Source organism: Streptomyces sp. NPDC006733, from assembly GCF_040636125.1.
In the GTDB taxonomy this organism is placed as follows: Bacteria; Actinomycetota; Actinomycetes; order Streptomycetales; family Streptomycetaceae; genus Actinacidiphila.
The window spans coordinates 45,806-66,247 of record NZ_JBEYJD010000038.1; the positions used below are offsets into that span (position 1 = coordinate 45,806).

The 20,442-nt window shown below is 73.2% G+C and carries 17 protein-coding genes; 8 read left to right on the forward strand and 9 right to left on the reverse strand.

What is annotated here, in order from left to right; genetic code table 11:
- The first annotated feature begins 74 nt into the window (after nucleotides 1-74).
- A complete protein-coding gene (locus tag ABZ721_RS29595) occupies nucleotides 75-452 on the forward strand; it encodes a hypothetical protein (RefSeq protein WP_358791813.1) in 378 nt (125 codons plus the stop codon).
- Here the strand turns inward: ABZ721_RS29595 and ABZ721_RS29600 are convergent.
- Together ABZ721_RS29600 and ABZ721_RS29605 are read right to left on the reverse strand one after the other, a co-directional pair.
- Nucleotides 449-1,129: a response regulator transcription factor gene (locus ABZ721_RS29600; protein WP_358791814.1), complete on the reverse strand. Its 681-nt coding sequence runs from the start codon at nucleotides 1,127-1,129 to the stop codon at nucleotides 449-451. The two genes, ABZ721_RS29595 and ABZ721_RS29600, sit on opposite strands and share 4 nt — an antisense overlap.
- Nucleotides 1,126-2,385: a histidine kinase gene (locus tag ABZ721_RS29605; RefSeq protein WP_358791815.1), complete on the reverse strand. Its 1,260-nt coding sequence runs from the start codon at nucleotides 2,383-2,385 to the stop codon at nucleotides 1,126-1,128. Before ABZ721_RS29605 ends, ABZ721_RS29600 begins: the two co-directional genes overlap by 4 nt.
- Before the next feature lie 162 nt (nucleotides 2,386-2,547).
- Between ABZ721_RS29605 and ABZ721_RS29610 the strand changes: the two genes are divergently transcribed.
- Complete coding sequence (locus ABZ721_RS29610; RefSeq protein ID WP_358791816.1) at nucleotides 2,548-3,252, forward strand: DUF4386 domain-containing protein; 705 nt, start codon at nucleotides 2,548-2,550, stop codon at nucleotides 3,250-3,252.
- 19 nt (nucleotides 3,253-3,271) lie between these two features.
- Here ABZ721_RS29610 and ABZ721_RS29615 read toward each other — a convergent pair whose 3' ends face one another.
- The 4 genes from ABZ721_RS29615 to ABZ721_RS29630 all read right to left on the reverse strand — a co-directional run bounded on the left by ABZ721_RS29615 (nucleotide 3,272) and on the right by ABZ721_RS29630 (nucleotide 7,527).
- The gene (locus ABZ721_RS29615) at nucleotides 3,272-4,339 is read right to left on the reverse strand and encodes a LacI family DNA-binding transcriptional regulator (protein WP_358791817.1); all 1,068 of its coding nucleotides are present in this window, start codon (nucleotides 4,337-4,339) and stop codon (nucleotides 3,272-3,274) included.
- Nucleotides 4,340-4,540: 201 nt separating this feature from the next.
- The gene (locus ABZ721_RS29620) at nucleotides 4,541-5,518 is read right to left on the reverse strand and encodes an ABC transporter substrate-binding protein (RefSeq protein WP_358791818.1); all 978 of its coding nucleotides are present in this window, start codon (nucleotides 5,516-5,518) and stop codon (nucleotides 4,541-4,543) included.
- A gap of 81 nt (nucleotides 5,519-5,599) precedes the next feature.
- The gene (locus ABZ721_RS29625) at nucleotides 5,600-6,730 is read right to left on the reverse strand and encodes an ABC transporter permease (RefSeq protein WP_358791819.1); all 1,131 of its coding nucleotides are present in this window, start codon (nucleotides 6,728-6,730) and stop codon (nucleotides 5,600-5,602) included.
- 23 nt (nucleotides 6,731-6,753) lie between these two features.
- Nucleotides 6,754-7,527 carry an ATP-binding cassette domain-containing protein gene (locus ABZ721_RS29630; RefSeq protein WP_358791820.1) on the reverse strand — a complete coding sequence of 258 codons (774 nt, stop codon included), beginning with the start codon at nucleotides 7,525-7,527 and terminating at the stop codon, nucleotides 6,754-6,756.
- A gap of 352 nt (nucleotides 7,528-7,879) precedes the next feature.
- Between ABZ721_RS29630 and ABZ721_RS29635 the strand changes: the two genes are divergently transcribed.
- From ABZ721_RS29635 to ABZ721_RS29660, 6 genes are all read left to right on the forward strand, one after another.
- Nucleotides 7,880-11,011 carry a GH92 family glycosyl hydrolase gene (locus ABZ721_RS29635; protein ID WP_358791821.1) on the forward strand — a complete coding sequence of 1,044 codons (3,132 nt, stop codon included), beginning with the start codon at nucleotides 7,880-7,882 and terminating at the stop codon, nucleotides 11,009-11,011.
- 169 nt (nucleotides 11,012-11,180) lie between these two features.
- Nucleotides 11,181-11,972, forward strand: a complete 792-nt coding sequence (locus ABZ721_RS29640; protein ID WP_358791822.1) for a ferritin-like domain-containing protein — start codon at nucleotides 11,181-11,183, stop codon at nucleotides 11,970-11,972.
- Nucleotides 11,973-12,072: 100 nt separating this feature from the next.
- Nucleotides 12,073-12,849, forward strand: a complete 777-nt coding sequence (locus ABZ721_RS29645) for a 2,3-dihydro-2,3-dihydroxybenzoate dehydrogenase (RefSeq protein ID WP_358791823.1) — start codon at nucleotides 12,073-12,075, stop codon at nucleotides 12,847-12,849.
- A 98-nt stretch (nucleotides 12,850-12,947) separates the two neighbouring features.
- The gene (gene dhbC, locus ABZ721_RS29650) at nucleotides 12,948-14,162 is read left to right on the forward strand and encodes an isochorismate synthase DhbC (RefSeq protein ID WP_358791824.1); all 1,215 of its coding nucleotides are present in this window, start codon (nucleotides 12,948-12,950) and stop codon (nucleotides 14,160-14,162) included.
- Nucleotides 14,159-15,775, forward strand: coding sequence for a (2,3-dihydroxybenzoyl)adenylate synthase (locus ABZ721_RS29655; protein WP_358791825.1), 1,617 nt, complete (start codon nucleotides 14,159-14,161; stop codon nucleotides 15,773-15,775). The genes dhbC and ABZ721_RS29655 overlap by 4 nt, the downstream gene beginning before the upstream one ends.
- Nucleotides 15,776-15,904: 129 nt before the next feature.
- Complete coding sequence (locus ABZ721_RS29660) at nucleotides 15,905-17,428, forward strand: carotenoid oxygenase family protein (RefSeq protein ID WP_358791826.1); 1,524 nt, start codon at nucleotides 15,905-15,907, stop codon at nucleotides 17,426-17,428.
- 24 nt (nucleotides 17,429-17,452) lie between these two features.
- Here ABZ721_RS29660 and ABZ721_RS29665 read toward each other — a convergent pair whose 3' ends face one another.
- From ABZ721_RS29665 to ABZ721_RS29675, 3 genes are read right to left on the reverse strand one after another with little or no spacing between them, the layout of a single operon-like run.
- The gene (locus ABZ721_RS29665; RefSeq protein ID WP_358791850.1) at nucleotides 17,453-18,283 is read right to left on the reverse strand and encodes an ABC transporter ATP-binding protein; all 831 of its coding nucleotides are present in this window, start codon (nucleotides 18,281-18,283) and stop codon (nucleotides 17,453-17,455) included.
- A 44-nt stretch (nucleotides 18,284-18,327) separates the two neighbouring features.
- Nucleotides 18,328-19,362, reverse strand: a complete 1,035-nt coding sequence (locus ABZ721_RS29670; RefSeq protein ID WP_358791827.1) for an iron chelate uptake ABC transporter family permease subunit — start codon at nucleotides 19,360-19,362, stop codon at nucleotides 18,328-18,330.
- A complete protein-coding gene (locus tag ABZ721_RS29675; protein ID WP_358791828.1) occupies nucleotides 19,359-20,405 on the reverse strand; it encodes an iron chelate uptake ABC transporter family permease subunit in 1,047 nt (348 codons plus the stop codon). Before ABZ721_RS29675 ends, ABZ721_RS29670 begins: the two co-directional genes overlap by 4 nt.
- Nucleotides 20,406-20,442 lie beyond the last annotated feature (37 nt).

Here is a 20,442-nt window from a genome sequence, read left to right on the forward strand (position 1 = left end):
GGCCGTCGTAGATCCACTTGCCGTGCGGTCCGCGCGGGTGTGACCTGGAAGGAGACAGCGGAAGGAGTTCCGTCATGGCCACCTCCTCAGCGGTGCCGGTGCGGCACCACGGTTCGCTCGGACTCGCCCTGCCCGTCACGCTGGGTGTGGTCTACGGCGTCTGGGCGGCGTTCATCGCCCGCCGGAGCGAGCCGCTCACCGCCGGCGACATCCTGCTCGGCGTGGTCGCCGGCGCTGTCGTGGCCGCGCTCTGCTTCGTGCTCGGGAGGACGCAGAAGGCGCTGCCGCGCGAGCTGCGCGCCGCGGCCTACGGGGTGCTGACGGGGGTGTCGGTGGGCTTCCTGCACAGCCTGACCGGCGAGAGCGTCCTGCGGTGCGTCGGCATGGGGCTCGGCTTCGCGGCCGCGGCCACCGCCGCCTCGTACTACGTCCTCTACACCCACGAGTCCTAGTCGGCCGCCGGCCCCGGCCCCGCCCCCGCGTCGTGCACGCAGCGCGCGACCTGGACCCGGTTGGAGACCTCCAGCTTGGCGAACACGCTGCCGACGTGGGACTTGACGGTGGCCACGCCCATGTAGAGCGACCGGGCGATCTCCGTGTTCGTCAGACCCTCGCTGACCGCCATCGCCACCTCCCGCTCGCGGGCGGTGAGCCGGTCCAGCAGGGCGAGCGCGGCGCGCTGCCGTGAGGTGTCGGGCGCTGAGGTGACGGCGGCGATGAGGCGGGCGGTGACACTGGCCGACAGGCTCGGCTCCCCGCCGGCGACCCGCCGGACGGCCTGCACCAGCTCGGCCGGCGGGGTGTCCTTGAGCAGGAATCCCACGGCCCCGTGCCGCAGCGCCGTCAGGACCATCTCGTCGGTGTCGAACGTGGTCAGGATGACGATGCGGGCCGCGCTGCCCAGCTCCCGCAGCCTGCGGGTGGCGGCCAGCCCGTCCATCCGCGGCATACGGATGTCCATCAGGACGACGTCGGGCAGCTCGCGGGCGACCGCGTCGAGCGCCTCCTGCCCGTCGGCCGCCTCGGCGACCAGCTCCACGTCCGGCGCCCCGCCCAGGATCATCCGCAGACCCGCCCGCACCAGCGGGTCGTCGTCCACGATCAGCACCTTGGTCCGCACCGGGTTCACGCCGGCCACGGCAGCCTCGCCAGGAGGGTGAAGTCGCCGTCCTCCGCCAGCCCGAACCGCAGCACGCCGCCCGCCAGTTCGGCGCGCTCGCCCAGCCCCGTCAGACCGACCCCGGCCGAGGGCAGCGGGGAGCCGCCCGGAGGGGCGACGGTCAGCCCGACCGGGTTGCGGACCTCGATGCGCAGCTGCTCGCCGGGCGTCCCGGCCAGCCGCACGGTGACCGGTGCGCCCGGGGCGTGCTTGCGGGCGTTGGTGAGCGCCTCCTGCACGATCCGGAAGGACGTCAGGGACAGCGCCCCGGTGATCGCGGCCAGGTCGGGGGCGGTTGCGCCGGGCAGGCCCGAGGTGTCGAGCCGGACGACCGAGCCGGCCTCCCGGGCGTCGGCCAGCAGCGCCGGCAGCTCGGTGAGCGCCGGCTGGGACCGCTCGGCGCCGGACGGCTGCCCGGACCGGAGCACGCCCAGCACCTGGCGCAGCTCGACCAGGGCCAGCTGCGCGTTGGCGCGGATGGTCTGGGCGGTGGCCGCGGTCTCGGCCCGGCTGAGGTCCTCGCGGAACGTCAGCGCCCCGGCGTGCAGGGCCACCAGGGAGATCCGGTGGGCGAGGTCGTCGTGCATCTCCCGCGCGATCCGGGTCCGTTCGGCGTCGCGGGCCGCCCGGTCGGCCAGGGCCCGTTCCCGTTCGGCGGTCAGCGCCCGCTCGCGCAGCGACGCGAGCAGCTCGCGGCGGGCCGCGACGTAGTAGCCGGTGGCCACGGCGGCCGTGAAGATCAGCAGGATCACCACGACGTTGGCCGCCACGGAGGCCGCGCGGCCGTCCGCGGCGGGGGAGAGCCAGGGACGGTACACGCCCGCGGCCACCGCTCCGCCGGCCGCCGTGAGGGCTCCGACCAGGACGACCCACCGCCGCCGCCGGTAGGTGGCCATCGACACGACGGTCAGCGTCATCGCCCCCAGCCCGGCCACCGAGAGCGGGGCGGCGGCGACCAGCAGGCAGGCGACCGCCAGCGGGTACCGGCGCCGCAGCGGCAGCACGGCCAGCGCGGCCGCGCCCAGCAGGAGGTCCAGCAGGAGTGCGGCGCCCACGCGGTCCGTCCGCGCCGGGCTCAGCGGTTCGGACAGCAGCACGGCGGCCTGCGTGATCCAGGCGGCGGCCCCGAGGGCCACCGCGAGCAGGAAGCGCCAGACCGGTGCCGGGACGCCCAGCGGCGAGGGCGCCGCAGCGGGGTCCCGTGCCGGGGGCGGTGGTGTGGTCATGGGCTCAGAGTAGGCGGCCCCCGGCCGCCGCAGACCCCCCGAAAGGCTCGGTCGGTCTCCACCCTGGGGTGGAGGCGCTTCCGACCCGGAGGGGAGGTTCCCGGCCCGGACGGCCCGCAGTGTGGCACCGGCGGGACAACCCGCGGCGAGTGAGGAGCGGAAATGAGTACCCACAGACGGACAGCGGTGGCGACCGGGGTCCTGTTCATCCTGGCGGCGGTCACGTCCATCGTCGGACTGCTGCAGTACGCACCGATCCTGGACCACCCCGGCTATGTCGTCGGGGGGTCCGCGCAGGCGGCGCGGGTGGCGTCGGGGGCGCTGCTGGAGGTGACGTGCGCCTTCTCGATCATCGGCACCGCGATCGTCATGTACCCCGTCGTGCGCAGGCGCAGTGAGGTCGCGGCGCTGGGCTACGTCTGCTTCCGGCTGCTCGAGGCCGCGATCATCGTCGTCGGGATCATCAGCCTGCTCTCGGTGATGACGCTCAGTCAGGAGTTCGCGCGGGCGCAGTCCCCCGACGCCGCCCCGTACCTGGCCGCGAGCCGGCTACTGGTGGCGCAGCACGACTGGACGTTCCTGTTCGGACCCAACCTCGCGCTGGGCCCGAGCACGCTGATGATGGGCTGGTTCCTGTACCGGTCCCGGCTCGTTCCGCGCTGGATCGCGGCCCTGGGCATCGTCGGGGGGCCGCTGATCCTCGGCTCGGGCGTGCTGGTGATGTTCGGTGCCTACGAGCAGATCTCCGTGTGGGGGAGCGTGTGCGCGCTCCCGGTGTTCCTCTACGAGATGTCGCTGGCGGTCTGGCTGGTGGCCCGGGGGTTCCACCCCGCCGCGCTGGCCGCCCTGCCCGCGCGGACGGCCTGACGCGGGGGCACCCGGCGGGTCAGCCGGTCCCGGCCACGGTCCCGCCGGTCCCGGCGACCGTTCCGCCGGTCCCGGCCACCGGCGTCTCGCCGGAGCCGCGCACGATGAAACGGGTCAGCAGGATCACCGAGCGCGGCGCCGAGCGGTCGCCGTCGATCCGTGAGAAGAGCAGGTTCGCGGCGGTGCTGCCGAGGGCGACCGGGTCCTGACTCACCACGGTCAGCGGCGGGCTGAGCCGTTCGGCGAGCGGGAAGTCGTCGAAGCCGACGAGCGCGATCCGTTCGAACAGGCTGCCCGCGGCCTGGCCGAGGCCGTCCATGACACCGATGGTGATGAGGTCGTTGCTGGTGAACAGCGCGGTGGGCGGCCTACGCAGGGCGCGCAGCTGCGCCAGTGCGGCGGCCGCCTCGGGCTGGGAGCGCAGTTCGTGCCGGACGAGTTCGGGATCCTCCGCCACCCCCCGGGCCGCGAGGGCCTCCTGGTAGCCGGCGTAGCGCTCGCGCTGGGTCCAGATGCCGAACCGGTCGCCGAGGTAGGCGATCCGGGTGTGCCCGTGGTCCAGCAGATGGGTGACGGCCCGGTTGGCCCCGTCGCGGTTGTCGACGGTGACGGTGTCGACCGCCAGGCCCTTGGCGGGGCGGTCGACACACACCACCCGGGTGCCGCCCTCCATGGGCTGCTTGAGGAATCCGTGGCTGCCGATGGTCGGCACGAGGATCAGCCCGTCGACCTGCCGGGCGCAGAACGCCGCGACGACCTCCTGCTCCCTGCGCGGTTCGTCGTTGGTGCTGCCGACCAGGACCAGGTAGCCGCGCCGGTGGGCCTCGTCCTCCACGGAACGGGCCATCAGGGCGTAGAACGGGTTGGCCAGATCGTCGACCACCAGGCCGATGGTGGAGGTCCCCAGGTTCTTGGAGCGCAGGTTGCGGGCGTTGTCGTTGCGCTGGTAGCCCAGTTTGCGCACCGCCTGCTCGACCCGGGCCGTGGTGTCCGGGGACACGGCCGACTCGCCGGATATGACGCGGGAGACCGTCATCGGGCTCACTCCCGCGGCGCGGGCCACGTCCTTCATCGTCGGGCGCTTCACGGGCCTCCTCATCGACGGGTCCCGGTGCGGTGCCGGAACGCGACGCGTGGTTGATGGCCGGCGGGACCCTCCGCACTCCCCGCGTGCGGTCCGGGCACCGGCGGCGCCAACGTTACCCACTCCTGCCGCCCGGTCCGGGGGCGGGACCGGGCTCGCCCCCGTCCGCACGGCGGCGCCCGCCCCCGCCCCCGGGTCCGGCGGTCAGCAGGCGGACTTGTAGAAGTACTTGGTGATGGCGGGATCGGTCATGTTCGCCTTGGTGATGGCGACCATGGGGGTGCCGATCTGCGCGGTCACCTTCTTGCCCTCGATCGCGGCCAGCGCCTGGTCGACGCCCTGGGTGCCGATGCCGCCCGGGTCCTGCGCGACCAGGACGTCCAGGGTGCCGTTCTTGAGCGCGGTGATCTCGTCGGGCTCCGCGTCGAACGCGGCCACCTTGACCTTGCCCTGCTTGCCGGCCGCCTGCAGTCCGGTGGAGACACCCTGCGCGGTGTTGGTGTTGCCCGCGAAGACGCCGCCGAGGTCGGGGTGGGCGGCGAGGGTCGCCTGGATCTGCGAAGCGGCCGTGGCCGGCAGGTCGTTGTCGTACAGCACGGGCAGCAGCGTGATCGCGGGGTGGTTGGCCCGCATCTCCTCGGTGAAGCCCTTGATCCGGGCGTCGGTGGTGGAGACGCCGGGCTTGACGCTGATGACGATGGCCGAGCCCTTGTCGCCCATCAGCTGGGCGAGGGCCTTGGCCGCGGCCTTGCCGCCGGCCTCGTTGTCGGAGGAGATCCGGGAGACGCCCACCGAGGCCTCGGTGACCGAGGTGTCCACGAGCACGACCTTGGTGCCCGCGCTCTGGATCTGCTGGAGCGAGGGGGTCAGGGCGGTGCTGTCCACGGGGGAGATCAGCAGGCCGTCCGGGCGGGTGGCGGCGACCGAGTCGATGATCGGCCGCTGCACCGCGACGTCCCACTGCGCCGAGCCGTTGATCTTGAGGTCGACGCCGACCTTCGCGGCCTCGGCCTGGGCGGCGCACGCCATGGTGATGTAGAAGGGGTCGCTCTTGACCCCGGTGATGAGTTGGAGGGTCTTCTTCCCGGAACCGTTGGACCCGTTGTCGTCGCTGCAGCCGGCGGTCGCGGCCAACACGGCCAGCACGGCGCAGCATCCGGCGAACTTCGTGGCTCTGTGCATGGCGGAGATCCTTCTGTGAGGGTTCGGCCCGAGCAGGGGGAGCGGGAGCGGAGGGTGCGGGCGGGACGCGTCCGGACGTGGTCAGCCGCGGTCGCGGCTGCGCCTGCGGAACTGGTCGAGGTAGACGGCGAGGACCAGGACCACGCCGATGGCGACGTCCTGCCAGTACTGCTGGACGCCGATGATGATCAGGCCGGTGGTCAGGACCGCCGGGATGAAGACGCCGATCACCGTGCCGAGGACGGAGCCGCGGCCGCCGAAGAGGCTGGCGCCGCCGAGCACCACGGCGGTGATGACCTTGAGGTTGTCGGTGGAGTGGCCGGCGATGGACGTGGTGCCGAAGTAGGCCAGCCACATCACGCTGCCGAGCCCCGCCAGCAGCCCGGCCAGGGCGTAGACCAGGACGAGGTGGCGGTCCACGGCGATGCCCACCCGGCGCGCGCCCTCCGCGTTGGAGCCGATCGCGTACGTGTAGCGGCCGAAGCGGGTCCAGGCGAGCACCAGGCCGAAGACGAGGGTGGTGCCGAACGCGATGACCACCAGCCAGGGGATCTGCCCGAAGAGCTTGCCGAACCCGATGGTGTGCTGCAGCTTGCCCGACACGGCCCCGGTGAGGTCCTGGCCGCCGGTGATGATCTGGGCGAGGCCCAGGGCCGCGCCGAAGCCGCCGAGGGTGACGATCAGCGGGGGCACCTTGGCCTTGGCCACCAGCAGCCCCTGCACCGCACCCCACACCAGGCCGGTGGCCAGGGCGATCAGGGCGCTGACGGTGACGGTGCCCCAGCCCGAGGCGGCCCCACCGTGGTGCACGGTGTACTCGCCGGACAGCACGGCGGCCAGGACGAGGACCGAGCCGACGGACAGGTCGATCCCGGCCACGATGATGACGAAGGTCATGCCGACGCCGAGCACCAGGTAGATGGCGGCGTTGGTGGCTATCTGGGTGATGTCGTACGCGGTGAGGAAGGTGTTCGGCGCGGCGATGGTGAAGAAGGCGACCAGCAGGACCAGGACGCCGAACGTCCAGGCCTCGTTGACCGCCGCGACCCGCCGGGCCCACGCCGGCACGGCGATCCGTGTCCGCGTCCGCGCTCGCGGGGAGCCGTCCCCGGCGGGCTCCGGCACCGGCTCCGGCACCGGCTCCTGCACCGGCTCCTGCACCGGCTCCGGCTTCGGCGTCTTCTCCAGCCGCGGCCCGTCCGGCTCCGTCATGTCCCGTCCCGCCATCTCCGGCTTCACGCTCCGCCCCCGTTCGCCGCCGGGTCCAGGGCCCCGGTCATCGCTCCGACCAGTTCCTCGACCGACGACTGCGCGGCGGTGAACCGCGCGACCCGGCGGCCCAGCCGCAGTACCTCCACGCGGTCCGCCACCGACAGCACCTCGGGCATGTTGTGGCTGATCAGGACGACGGCGATACCGCGGTCCCGGACGCGCCGGATGGTGTCGAGCACCCGTCCGCGCTGCACGACGCCGAGCGCGGCGGTGGGCTCGTCCATGAAGATGATCCGGTTGGCGAAGGCGACCGCGCGGGCCACCGCGACCGACTGGCGCTGGCCGCCGGACAGGGAGGCGACGGGGACGCCCACGTCCTGGAGGTCGACGCCGAGTTCGGCGAAGGCCGTGACGGCCGACCGGCGCATCGCGGCCCGGTCGAGCACGTGCAGCCGTCCGAGCAGCCCGCCGCGGAACAGTTCGCGGCCCAGGTGCAGATTGGCCGCCGCGTCGAGGTCCGGGGCGAGCGCCAGGTCCTGGTAGACGGTCTCGATGCCGTGGCGGCGGGCGTCCAGGGGGCTGGTCAGCCGTACCGGCGCGCCGTCCACCAGGATCTGCCCGCCGTCCGGTCTGATGGTGCCGGACAGCGTCTTGACCAGAGTGCTCTTTCCGGCGCCGTTGTCGCCGATGAGTGCGACGACCTCACCGGGCCAGGCGGTGAAATCAGCACCCTGGAGAGCCTGAACATGACCGAAGTGCTTGGTCACCCCCCGCGCCTCCAGGAGTGGTTCTGCCATCGGGAAACCTCCCCGTGCCTTGGTAACGTTCGCAACGATTCCCGGATTGTGGAGGTGACCTGATGATGTGTCAATACTCCGCGCACGGGGACCCTTTGGCCTTTCCAGCCCGGGATATCCCGCCCCTCGCGGCTCAGTGGGCACTCTTGACAGGGCGTCAGGGACACCTCAAGAATCCTGTTCTGATTGATAACGTTCACATGCACTTCGAGCATCCTCCGTGCCTTCAGGACGCTGGCCTCGCGGGCGAGCGGCCTCCCCCACGACAAGGTGGTCCTCCGTGCTCCGATCCCCCTCCGCCCGGCACCGCGGTGCCCCGGGCGCCAATCCGCCACCCGATCGCGCCGCCCCGATGCTGAGACTCGGTGTGGCCCTGTCCTGTCTGCTGCTGACCGCAGTGGGCGCGGTCGCCCTCGCCGCGCCCCCCGCACGAGCGGCGGTGGCCAACCCGACCCAGTACGTCGATCCGTTCATCGGCACCGATGACAGCACCGCGCCCAACCCGGTGCCGGGCGGCGCCGGCGGCAGCACCTACCCGGGCGCGGTGGTCCCGTTCGGCGGGGTCCAGCTCAGCCCGGACACCCCGACCGCCTCGCCGTCCGGCTACCGCGCCTCGGACACCAGCGTCGAGAGCTTCAGCGCCACCCACTTCGACGGCGCCGGCTGCTCGAACAACGAGGACCTCCCGATGCTGCCGGTCACCGGCGCGCTGGGCACCTCGCCGGGTACCGGCTGGACGGGTTACGCGTCGGGGTACACCAAGGCGAACGAGTCCGCGGCGCCCGGCTACTACAAGACCCGGCTGGACAAGTACGCCACCGACGTCGAGCTGACCGCGACCACCCGCACCGGCATGGGCAAGCTCACCTATCCGGCGGGCACCGCCTCGAAGCTGCTGATCAACACCAGCCGCAGTGCCACCGGCAACCGCAGCGGCTCGGTCCAGATCAGCGGGTCCGAGGTCAGCGGCAGCGTCACCGCCGGCGGCTTCTGCGGCTCGTCGAAGACGTACCAGATCTTCTTCGACATCCGCTTCGACAAGGCGCCCACCGGCTTCGGCACCTGGAACGGCGGAACGGTCAGCGCGGGCTCGGCGAGCACCAGCGGCACCAACACCGGCGCCTACGTCACCTTCGACACCACGGCCGCCCAGAGCGTGCAGTTCAAGGTCGCGCTGTCCTACGTCAGCGTCGCGAACGCGAAGGCCAACCTCACCGCCGAGAACAACGGCTGGGACTTCAACGCCGTGCGCACCGCGGCGGACACCTCCTGGGACCAGATCCTGGGCCGGATCACGATCCCCAGCGGCGGCGCCACCGAACTGCTGAAGTTCTACACCGCGCTCTACCACGTCTTCCAGAGCCCGAACATCTCCAGCGACGTCAACGGCGACTACCGGGGCTTCGACGGCGCGGTGCACAACTCCACCCGGCCGGTCTACCAGAACTACTCCGGCTGGGACATCTACCGCTCCTGGGCCGCGCTGATCGCGCTCGTCGCGCCGACCGAGGCGAACGACATCGCCCGGTCCATGGTCCTCGACGGCCAGCAGGGCGGCCTGCTGCCCAAGTGGTCGCAGCAGACCAACGAGGACTTCGTGATGACGGGCGACCCCGGTCCCATCATCGTGAGCAGCATGTACGCCTTCGGCGCGCGGGACTTCGACACGGCCGCCGCGCTGGCGCTGATGGAGAAGTCCTCCAGCGGCGGAACCACCCAGGGCTCCGCGATCCGCGGCCGGCAGTCCACGTTCACCAGCCTGCACTACATCAACGGCGACCCGTCGGACTCGCTGGAGTACTCGGCCTCCGACTTCGCCGTGGCGCAGTTCGCCAAGTCACTGGGCAACACCAGCAGCTACACCACGCACATGACGCGCGCCCAGTGGTGGCGCAACACCTACAACGCCGAGTCGGCCTACGTCCACCCGCGCAACAGCGACGGCAGCTGGCCGTGGCCGCTGGACCCGGCCAGCCAGTCGGGCTACACCGAGGGCAACGCGGCGCAGTACACCTGGATGGTCACCTACGACTTCGCCGACCTCGTCAACTCCATGGGCGGCCGGCAGACCGCCGTCCAGCGGCTGGACCACCACTTCACCGAGGTCAACGCCGGGCAGAGCCGACCGTACTACTACATCGGCAACGAGCCGGAGCACGGCGTGCCGTGGGCGTACAACTTCGCCCGGCACCCGTCCGGCGCCACGGACGCCGTGCGCAAGGTGATGGCCGAGTCGTTCACCACGGGACCGGGCGGACTGCCCGGCAACGACGACCTCGGCGCGACCTCCGCCTGGTACGTCTGGGCCGCGCTCGGCATGTACCCCGCCACCCCCGGCGCCGACACGCTCGCCGTGCACGGTCCGACGTTCCCCTCGATCACGATCCAGCGGGCCGCGGGGGACATCACCATCAACTCCTCCGGCTCCGGCGCCTACGTCCAGGGCCTGAGCGTCAACGGCTCCTCCACCAGCCACAGCTACCTGCGCTACCCGGACGTGGCGGGAGGCGGGACGCTGAACTACACGATGGGCGGAACGCCGAGCGCCACCTGGGGCACCGGCGGGGGCGACGTGCCGCCGTCGTTCCAGGACGGCGGGACCTCGGTGCCGGCCGCTCCCGAACTGGGCGCGAACCTCGCCCAGGGCAAGCCGGTGACCAGCTCGGCGGCCCCCTGCGCGGCGGCGGAGTCGGCGGACAAGGCCGTCGACGGCTCGCTGCGGAGCAACAGCAAGTGGTGCACCAACACGGCGCCGCCGACGTTGCAGGTCGATCTCGGCTCCGCGCAGTCGGTCTCCTCGTTCGTCGTCAAGCACGCGGGGCTGGGTGGCGAGAACACCGCCTGGAACACCGGCGCCTACACGATCCAGACGAGCACCGACGGCTCGGCGTGGACCGCCGCGGCGACCGTCACCGGCTCCCGGTCCAGCCGGACCTACAACCCGGTCCCGGCCCGGCAGGCGCGCTACGTCCGGATGACGGTCAACACCCCCGGCAACACCGGGGCGACCGCGACGCGCATCTACGAACTGGAGGTCTACGGGGGCGGCAGCGGCGGCCCGAGCAACCTGGCGCTGAACCGGCCCGCCACCGGGTCCGCCTCCTGCGCCACCACCGAGACGCCCGACAAGGCGGTCAACGGCAGCGTCTCCGGGGGCAACACCGACAAGTGGTGCTCGGGCGTTGCCGGCACCAAGACCCTCCAGGTCGACCTCGGCGCGGCGCACCCGCTCAGCTCCATCACCGTGCGGCACGCGGGCGCCGGCGGTGAGTCGGCCGGCTGGGACACCAAGGACTTCGACTTGCACGTCTCCACGGACGGCACGAACTGGACCTCGGTGGCCCAGGTGCGCGGCAACACCGCCGACGTCACCACCAACACGTTCACCGCCACCGCCCGCTACGCCCGGCTGTCGGTGATCACGCCCACCCAGAACACCGACACCGCCACCCGGATCTACGAGTTCGAGGTCTACGGCACCTGATCCACCGCACTGCCGGTGACCACCACCGGTGGCCACCGCCCCGGGCCCGGCCGTCCTCGTGCGGCCGGGCCCGGTCGCGTCCCGCGCCGTCCCCGGCATAGGATTTGAACACGTTCAATGTTATGTTCTCCGTCATCGCACCAGGGATGACGTACGAGGTGGGGGCAGCATGAGCGGGACCGCATTCGCCGGCTGGACACGGGCGTTCGAGGCCGAGGTCGAGCGCCGGCGCGCGCAGGGCGATCCGGACTGGGCGGGCGGCGCGACCCTGGGGGGACCGCTCACCCGCAGCCTGCAGCGCTTCCAGGTCGGCGAGGACGGCGACGGGGCGAACCTGATCCGCAAGGCCGACGAAGCGGGGGACCGGGAGTACGCCGCGGCGGTCCGGCTGTTCGTCGCGGAGGAGCAGAACCACGCCCGCCTGCTCGCCGCCCTGCTCGGCGCGGGCGGCAGGCCGCTGATCACGGCCCACTGGAGCGACTCGGCCTTCGTCCGGCTGCGCCGGCTGCTGGGCCTGCGGCTGGAGTTGCTGGTCCTGATGATCGCCGAGGTGGTGGCCCTGCGGTACTACCGGGCCGTCAGCGAGGGCGCGGGGGACCCGCTGGTGAGTGAGGTCGCCGCGCGGATCCTGGCCGACGAGCGGCGGCACGTCCCCTTCCACTGCCTGCGGCTGCGGCAGGCGCTCGGCGCGCTGCCGCACGCGCTGCGCGTTCTGGTCCTGGCCGGCTGGCGGCTGCTGCTGCTCGGTGCCACCGCCGTCGTGGTGTGGGACCACGGCCCGGCGCTGCGCCATCTCGGCGTCGGGCGCCGCCGGTTCGCCGCCGACGTCATGCGGTCGTCCACGGGCATCGTCGCCGACATCCTGGGCACCCGGCCGCTGCAGCCGGCCGACGCCGCACCCGTGGGGGCGCGGGACCGGGCGCGTGACCGGGCGGCGGCCGCACCCGGCCGCGCCGGCTGATCGCGGCCCCCGATCGGCGGGTATCGCCCTCCCGGCCCACGCCCTATCTGTGTAGGTTAGGCTAACCTAAGCAGATGTCGGGCAGGGTGAGGAGCGACCCGTGCAGGATCAAGAACTGGCCGGCCGTACGGCTTTGGTCACCGGCGCAGGCCAGGGCATAGGGGAGAGCGTCGCCCGGGCCCTCGCCGACCGGGGCGCGACCGTCGCCGTGGCGGACCGGGAGCCCGAAGGGCTGGAACGGCTGCGCTCCTCGTACGGGCCCGGCACCATCGCGGCCTACCCGCTCGACGTCGCCGACCGGGCGGCCGTGGACGCCGCCGTCGCCGACATCGAGAAGAACGTCGGCCCGCTGGCCATCCTGGTCAACGTCGCCGGCGTCCTGCGGCCCGCCCCCGTCGTCGAACTCACCGACCAGGACTGGGCCGACACCTTCGCCGTCAACACCACCGGCGTCTTCCACACCTGCCGCGCCGCCGCCCGCCCCATGGTGGAGCGGCGCGGCGGCTCCATCGTGACGGTGGGCTCCAACGCGGCCGGCATCCCGCGGACCGGCATGGCCGCGTACGCCGCGTCCAAGGCCGCGGCGGCGATGTTCACCAAGTGCCTCGGGCTGGAGCTGGGACGCAGCCAGGTGCGCTGCAACGTCGTCTCGCCGGGCTCCACCGACACCCCCATGCAACGGCAGTTGTGGTCCGGCCCCGAGGCTCCGGACTCGGTCCTCGACGGCGATCTCGCCTCGTACCGCACCGGTATTCCGCTCGGGCGCCTCGGCGACCCCTCCGACGTGGCCGAAGCCGTCGCCTTCCTGGTCTCCGACCGGGCGCGCCACATCACGATGCACGACCTGTACGTGGACGGCGGCGCGACCCTCCGCTGACGGAGCGCCCGCCCCGCATCCCCCAGGACCCCAGGACCCCGCGCGTGCGCCCGCCGGTGCGCGCCCCCCACCTGCCCGCCCCAGAATCGGAGCACCCCGTGACGACGGCACACGATGTCGCCCACCACCCCGCCCCCGGCCGCACCGGGACGGCCCACCCCGCCGTCGGGGCGGCCACGGCCCTGCTCGACGCCTACACCCCGGGCGACAACCGCTTCTTCGCGTCGCCCACCCGCACCCTCCTCGCGCACGGCACCCGCGCGGAGGTCCCGCACGACGACCGCCCGCTGCCGGAGCGGGTCGCCGCGACCCTCCGGGCGCAGCGCGCCGCGGGCAACCGCGCGCCCCTCGTCGTCGGCGCCATCCCCTTCGACCACCACGCGCCCAGCGCCCTGGCGGTCCCCGAGACCGTCCGCTGGTCCTCCCCGCTCCACGAGGACCCGCTCATAGCCCTGCCCGCCGCGGCCCCCGGCGCCCGGGTGTGGGACATCCGGCCCGTGCCGGAACCCGAGCGGTACGGGGCGGCTGTCGCGAACGCGGTGGACCGGATGCGCCGGCACGAGTTCAGCAAGGTCGTGCTCGCCCGCACCCTGGAACTGGAGTCGACCGAAGCCGTCGACGTCCCCGCCCTGCTGCAGCGCCTCGCCCGCCGCGACGCCGGCGGCTACACCTTCGCCATGCCCACCGGGCCCGGCCGCGCGCTGCTCGGCGCCAGCCCCGAACTGCTCGTCAGCCGGCGCGGCAACCGGCTCATCGCCAACCCCCTCGCGGGGTCCGCGCCGCGCAGCCCCGACCTGGCCGAGGATGTCCGCCGGGCCGCCGCCCTGCTCGACTCGGCCAAGGACTCGCACGAACACGCCGTCGTCGTCGCCGCGGTGAGCCAGGCGCTCGCCCCGTACTGCGTGGACATCGACGTGCCCGAGCTGCCCACCCTGGTGCGCACCGCCGCGATGTGGCACCTGTCGACCACCGTCACCGGTGTGCTGCGGGACCAGGACACCTCCGCGCTCGAACTCGCCTGCGCCCTCCACCCCACCCCGGCGGTCTGCGGCACGCCGACCGCCACCGCGCGCGGCGTCATCGCGGAGCTCGAACCCTTCGACCGCGGCTTCTTCACCGGCATGGTCGGCTGGGGCGACGCCTCGGGCGACGGCGAGTGGGTCGTCACCATCCGCTGCGCGGAGGCCGAGGGCAGCAAGCTGCGCCTGTACGCGGGAGCCGGCATCGTCGCCGCCTCCACGCCCGGCGCGGAGACCGCCGAGACCGCCGCCAAGTTCGGCACGTTCCTGCACGCGGTGGGAGCCGACCTGTGAGCGCCGCGACCTCCGCCGGCTTCACCCCCTGGCCCGCCGCGTACGCCGAGCGCTACCGCGCCGCCGGCTGGTGGCGCGGGGAGACCTTCGGCCAGTTGCTCCGCGACCGCTCTGCCGCCCACCCCGACCGGGTGGCGATCGTCGACGGCGACCGCCGGTGGACCTACCGGGAGCTGGACGAACGGGCCGACCGGCTCGCGGCCGGCCTCCTCGGGCAGGGCATCGGCAAGGACGACAAGGTGGTCGTGCAACTGCCCAACGTCGCCGAGTTCTTCGAGACGATCTTCGCCCTCTTCCGGATCGGCGCGCTGCCGGTCTTCGCGCTCCCCGCGCACCGGGAGAGCGAGATCCGCTACTTCTGCGAGTTCACCGAGGCCGTCGCCTACGTGATCGCGGACGTGCACGGCGGCTTCGACCACCGGGCGCTCGCCTCGAAGGTCCGCGCCGACGTCCCCACCCTGCGCCACGTGTTCGTGGTGGGGGACCCCGGCGAGCACACCGCGCTGGCGGACGTCGCCCGCGAGCCCGTCGACATCCACGGCGGGCCGAACCCCGGCGACCTCGCCTTCCTGCAGCTGTCCGGCGGCAGTACCGGGGTCCCCAAGCTCATCCCGCGCACCCACGACGACTACATCTACTCGCTGCGCGGTTCGAACGACCTCTGCGCGGTCGACGAGGAGAGCGTCTACCTCTGCGTGCTGCCCGCCGCCCACAACTTCCCGCTCAGCTCGCCGGGCACCCTCGGGGCGCTGTACGCGGGCGCGCGGGTGGTGCTCTGCCCGCGGCCCGACCCCGACACCGCCTTCCCGCTCATCGAACGCGAGGGCGTCACCATTACCGGCCTCGTGCCGCCGCTGGCCCTGCTGTGGATCGAGGCGGCCGAGCGCGGCGGGTACGACCTGAGCAGTCTGGAAGTGCTGCTGGTGGGCGGCGCGAAGTTCAGCGAGGAAGCGGCCCGCCGGGTCCGTCCCGCCCTGGACTGCACCCTCCAGCAGGTCTTCGGCATGGCGGAGGGACTGGTCAACTACACGCGCCTCGACGACCCGGAGGAGGTGATCGTCACCACCCAGGGCCGGCCGATCTCGCCCGACGACGAGCTCCTCGTCGTGGACGACGAGGACCGCCCGGTCGCCCCCGGCGCCCCCGGCCACCTGCTGACCCGCGGCCCCTACACCATCCGCGGCTACTGGAACGCCCCCGAGCACAACGCGCGCTCGTTCACCGAGGACGGCTTCTACCGCACCGGTGACGTGGTGCGGATGACGGAGACCGGTCACGTCGTCGTCGAGGGACGCGCCAAGGACCAGATCAACCGCGGCGGGGAGAAGATCGCCGCCGAGGAGGTCGAGAACCACCTCCTCGCCCACCCCTCCGTCCACGACGCCTCGGTGGTCGCCGTCCCCGACCCCTACCTCGGGGAGCGCACCTGCGCGTACGTGATCCTGCGGGCCGGCGCCGAGCCGCTGAGGGCGCCCGCGATCAAGAAGTTCGTCCGCGAGCGCGGGCTCGCCGCGTACAAGGTCCCCGACCGGGTCGAGTTCGTCGACGCGTTCCCGCAGACCGGGATCGGCAAGGTCTCCAAGCGGGACCTGCGCGCGCACGGCGGCGGGTAGCCGGAGCCCCCTGCCGGCAGGGGGTCCGGCACCACCACCGGTGGGTGTCCAACCCCACTGACCTGGCCGTCCCGCTGTCGCAGACTCGTGCACGTCAGTTCGTCACGACGGAGCACGGGGAGATCAGCGATGACGGGACACACGCGACGGGACGTGGTGCGCGGCGCGGCGATGGTGGCCGCGGGAGGGTTCGCGGCGCAGCTGGCGGGCGGCGGCGCGGCCGGTCTGACGCCGGCCGGAGCGGCGACGGGAGGGGGCGGCGGGGACAGCGAGTTCCCGTTCCTGCACGGGGCCTTCGCGCCGGTGACGAAGGAGGTGACGGCCTTCGACCTGCCGGTCACCGGCCGCGTCCCGCGCGAGCTGAACGGCCGCTACCTGCGGAACGGCCCGAACGTGCTGGGCCTGGAGGACCCCCGGGCGCACCACTACATGCTCGGTGAGGGCATGGTGCACGGGGTCAGGCTGCGCGAGGGCCGCGCCGAGTGGTACCGCAACCGGTGGATCCGCTCGTCGGGTGTGGCGCGGAAGCTGGGCGAGCCGTACCACGGGCCGGTGCCGGCGGACGACTTCGCGAACAACACCCACGTCATCGCGCACCGCGGACGCGTGCTGGCGCTGCAGGAGAGCGGGCCGCTGCCGTACGAGCTCGACGAGGAGCTGAACACCGTCGGCCCGTTCGACTTCGGCGGGACGCTGAACGGCGCGTTCACCGCGCACACCAAGTACGACGCCCACGCCGGTGAACTGCACGCCCTGACGTACTACCCGACGTGGGACCACGTGCGGCACCTCGTGGTCGGCCCCGGGGGACGGGTGGTGCGGACCACCCGGATCCCGGTGGCGGACAGCCCGATGATGCACGACTTCGCCCTCACCAGGAAGTACGTGATCGTCTTCGACATCCCCGTCACGTTCGACCCGGCGGCCGCCGGGGCGGGCGCGCTGGTGCCGTACTCCTGGAACGACCGCCACCCGTCGCGGGTCGGGGTGCTGCCGCGCGAGGGCGGGCGGATCCGCTGGTTCGAGGTACCGCCGTACTTCCACTCGCACACCCTCAACGCGTACGACGAGGGCGACTCGGTGGTCGTGGACATCACCACCTTCCCGGCCCCCTTCTTCGTCGGCGGCCGGGGCACCGGCGGCCCCTCGTCGTCCGGCACCCCGTCGCTGAACCGCTGGACCATCGACCTGGCGCACGGCCGGGTGCGGCGCGCCGTGCTCGACGACCGGCCGCAGGAGTTCCCCCGGGTCAACGAGACGCTGGTCTCCCGGCGCCACCGGTACGGCTACTCGGCGGCCGCCGCCGAGATGTTCACCGCCTACGAGACGGTCGACGGCGTCCCGCCCGACACGTCCTTCAGCAACGCGCTGATCAAGCAGGACCTGGTCCGGGGCACCTCGCAGGTGCACCGGCTGCCGAGGAACTCCCCGGCCGGTGAGGCGGTCTTCGTGTCCCGGCACGGCTGCGACCCGCATCCGACGGCCGCCGAGGACGACGGCTACACGCTGGCGTACGTGCACAACCCGGACCGCGGGGCGTCCGACCTGGTGATCCTTTCCGCACAGGACTTCACCGGCGAGCCGCTGGCCCGGATCCACCTGCCGGCCCGGGTACCGCTCGGCTTCCACGGCAGCTGGGTCGCCGACGAGTGAGAGCGCCGTCCGGCGCCCCGTGGCTCAACGGGCCGCCGCCGCACCCGCCGTACGGGTGCGGCGCGCGGCGGGGACGACCAGGGGGGTGCCGGTCTCGGGGTCGTCGATGACCTGGCAGCGCAGCCCGAAGACGCCTTCGACCAGTTCCGCGGTGACGATGTCGCGCGGTGCGCCCTCGGCCACGATCCTTCCGTCCCGCAGCGCGATCAGGTGGGTGGCGTAGCGGGCGGCGTGGTTGAGGTCGTGCAGGACGGCGACGAGCGTGCGGCCCTGCTGCTCGTGCAGATCGGCGCAGAGGTCGAGGATCTCGATCTGGTGCTGGATGTCGAGGTAGGTCGTCGGCTCGTCGAGCAGCAGCAGCGGTGTCTGCTGGGCGAGTGCCATGGCGATCCAGACGCGCTGGCGCTGGCCGCCGGAGAGTTCGTCGACGTAGCGGTCGGCGAGGTCGCCGACCGCGGTCGCGGCCATCGACTCCTCGACGACGCGCTCGTCGTCGCGCGACCACTGCCGCAGCAGCCCCTGGTGCGGATAGCGGCCGCGGGCGACGAGGTCGGCGACGGTGATGCCCTCGGGCGCGACCGAGGTCTGGGGCAGCAGCCCGAGGATCCGCGCGACCTTCTTCGCGGGGAGCGACCCGATGGCCTGCCCGTCGAGCAGTACGGATCCGGCGGCGGGCCTGAGCATCCGCGACAGGGCGCGCAGCAGGGTCGACTTGCCGCAGGCGTTCGGGCCGACGATGACGGTGAAGGAGCCGTCGGGGATCGCGACCGAGAGGTGCTCGGCGATGACGCGCTCGTCGTAGGCGAGGGTGAGGTCCTCGGCGGTGAGCCGGGGGCCACCGGTGGGGTGCCGCATGGGGTCCTTTCCCGCGGGGTGGTCGACGGGGTTCGTGGGGGGTGTCATATCCGGCCCGCCTTGCGTTCGTTGACCAGCAGCCACAGCAGGTAGCCGCCGCCGAGCATCCCGGTCACCACACCCGCGGGCAGCAGGCGGTCGCCGAACAGCCGCTGGGCGGCGAAGTCGGCGCCCACCAGCAGGACGGCGCCCATGCAGGCGGAGGGCAGCAGGTTGGGACCGGGGGAGCGGGTGAGCCGGCGGGCGAGCTGGGGTGCGGTGAGGGCGACGAAGGCGACCGGGCCCGCGGCGGCGGTGGCGGCGGCGGTGAGGACGACGGCGGCCAGCATCAGCACCAGCCGGGTGCGCTCCACCCGGACCCCCAGCGCGTACGCGGCGTCGTCACCCATCTCGATGGCGCGCAGGGCCCGGCCGTGGCCGAGGACCAGGGGCAGCAGGACCGCGCAGACGACGGCCAGGGGCCAGACCTGGTTCCAGTCGCGGCCCTCCAGCGAGCCGGTCAGCCAGAGGACGGCCCGGGCGGCGTCGACGTAGTCGGCCCGGGTGAGCAGGTAGCTGTTGACGGCGCCGAGCACGGCCGCCGCGCCGATCCCGACGAGGACGAGGCGGTAGCCGTGGATGCCGCGCTTCCACGCCAGCAGGTAGATCGCGGCCCCGGAGGCCAGCGCTCCGGCGGCGGCCCCGCCGGTGACGGCGTAGGTCCCGCCGTGGAAGAGCACGATGACGCCGAGCGCCCCGGCGGCGGAGCCCTGGCCGAGGCCGATCACGTCGGGGCTGCCGAGCGGGTTGCGGGTCACGCTCTGGAAGACGGCGCCGGCGGTGGCCAGGGCGGCGCCGGTGAGCAGGCCGGTCAGGACGCGCGGCAGCCGCACGTCCTGGACGATGAACTCCTGGGCGGCGGTGCCGCCACCGGTCAGGGTGCCGAGTACCTCGCCGGGCGACATCGGGTAGTCCCCGGTGCCGATGAGGGCCACCGCGAGGACCGCGGCGACGGCGGCCAGCAGCACCACCACGGCGGCCGCGCGGGTGTCGAGGCGGATCGAGAGACCGCCCCGGGTGCGCAGTACGGAACCTCTCACAGCTGGGCCATCCTTCGGCGGCGTACCAGGTGGACGAAGACGGGGCCGCCGACGAGGGCGGTGATGATGCCGGCCTGCAGCTCGCCCGGCCGGGCGACGAGCCGGCCGGCGATGTCCGCGCCGAGCAGCAGCACGGGTGCCAGGATCGCGGCGTACGGCAGCGTCCAGCGCAGGTCGGGGCCGGTGATCGAGCGGACGAGGTGCGGCACCATCAGGCCGACGAACACGATCGGCCCGCAGGCGGCGGTCGCCGCCCCGCACAGCAGGGTGACGGCGGCCATCGCCAGCACCCGGGTCCGGGGCAGCGAGGCGCCCAGCGCCCGCGCGGTGTCCTCGCCCAGCGCGACGGCGTTGAGCGGGCGGGCCAGCGCGAGGGCGAGCAGCACGCCGGCGCCGATGAACGGCGCGACCTGGCCGACCACGGTCGTCGTCGCGGTCGCCAGCGAGCCGACCGTCCAGAAGCGCATGGTGTCCAGGGCCGCGGTGTCCAGCAGTTCGACGGCGTTGACGTAGCCGTAGAGCGCGGCGGTGAGGGCGGTGCCGGCGAGCGCCAGCCGCACCGGGGTCGCACCGCGGCCGCCGCCGAGCACGTACACCAGGACCGCGACGGCCGCGGCGCCGAGGAAGGCGAACCAGACGTACCCCGTCAAGGAGGTCACGCCCAGGAAGCTGATGGCGGAGACGACGGCGGCGGAGGCACCGGCGTTGATGCCGAGCAGCCCGGGGTCGGCCAGCGGGTTGCGGGTCAGTGCCTGCAGTACCGCGCCGCCCAGCCCGAGCCCGGCGCCGACCAGCAGTCCGAGCAGGGTGCGCGGTACCCGCAGCTCGCGGATGACGACGTCGGTGCTCGTGCCGGTGCTGTGGAACAGCCCGTGCCAGACCTGGTCGGGCGGGATCGGTTTGGCGCCGGTCGCGATGCTCGCGAGGGCGACGAGCACCAGGACGGCGGTGGCCGCGAGCAGGCCGGCGGCGCGTCGCGCGTCGCGCCTTCGGGGTGCGGCCCGCTCGGTCGCCGGTGGAAGGGCGGGGCTGTCTGACAACATGAACTTAGGTTAGCCTACCCTCACATTGCCGCCCCGA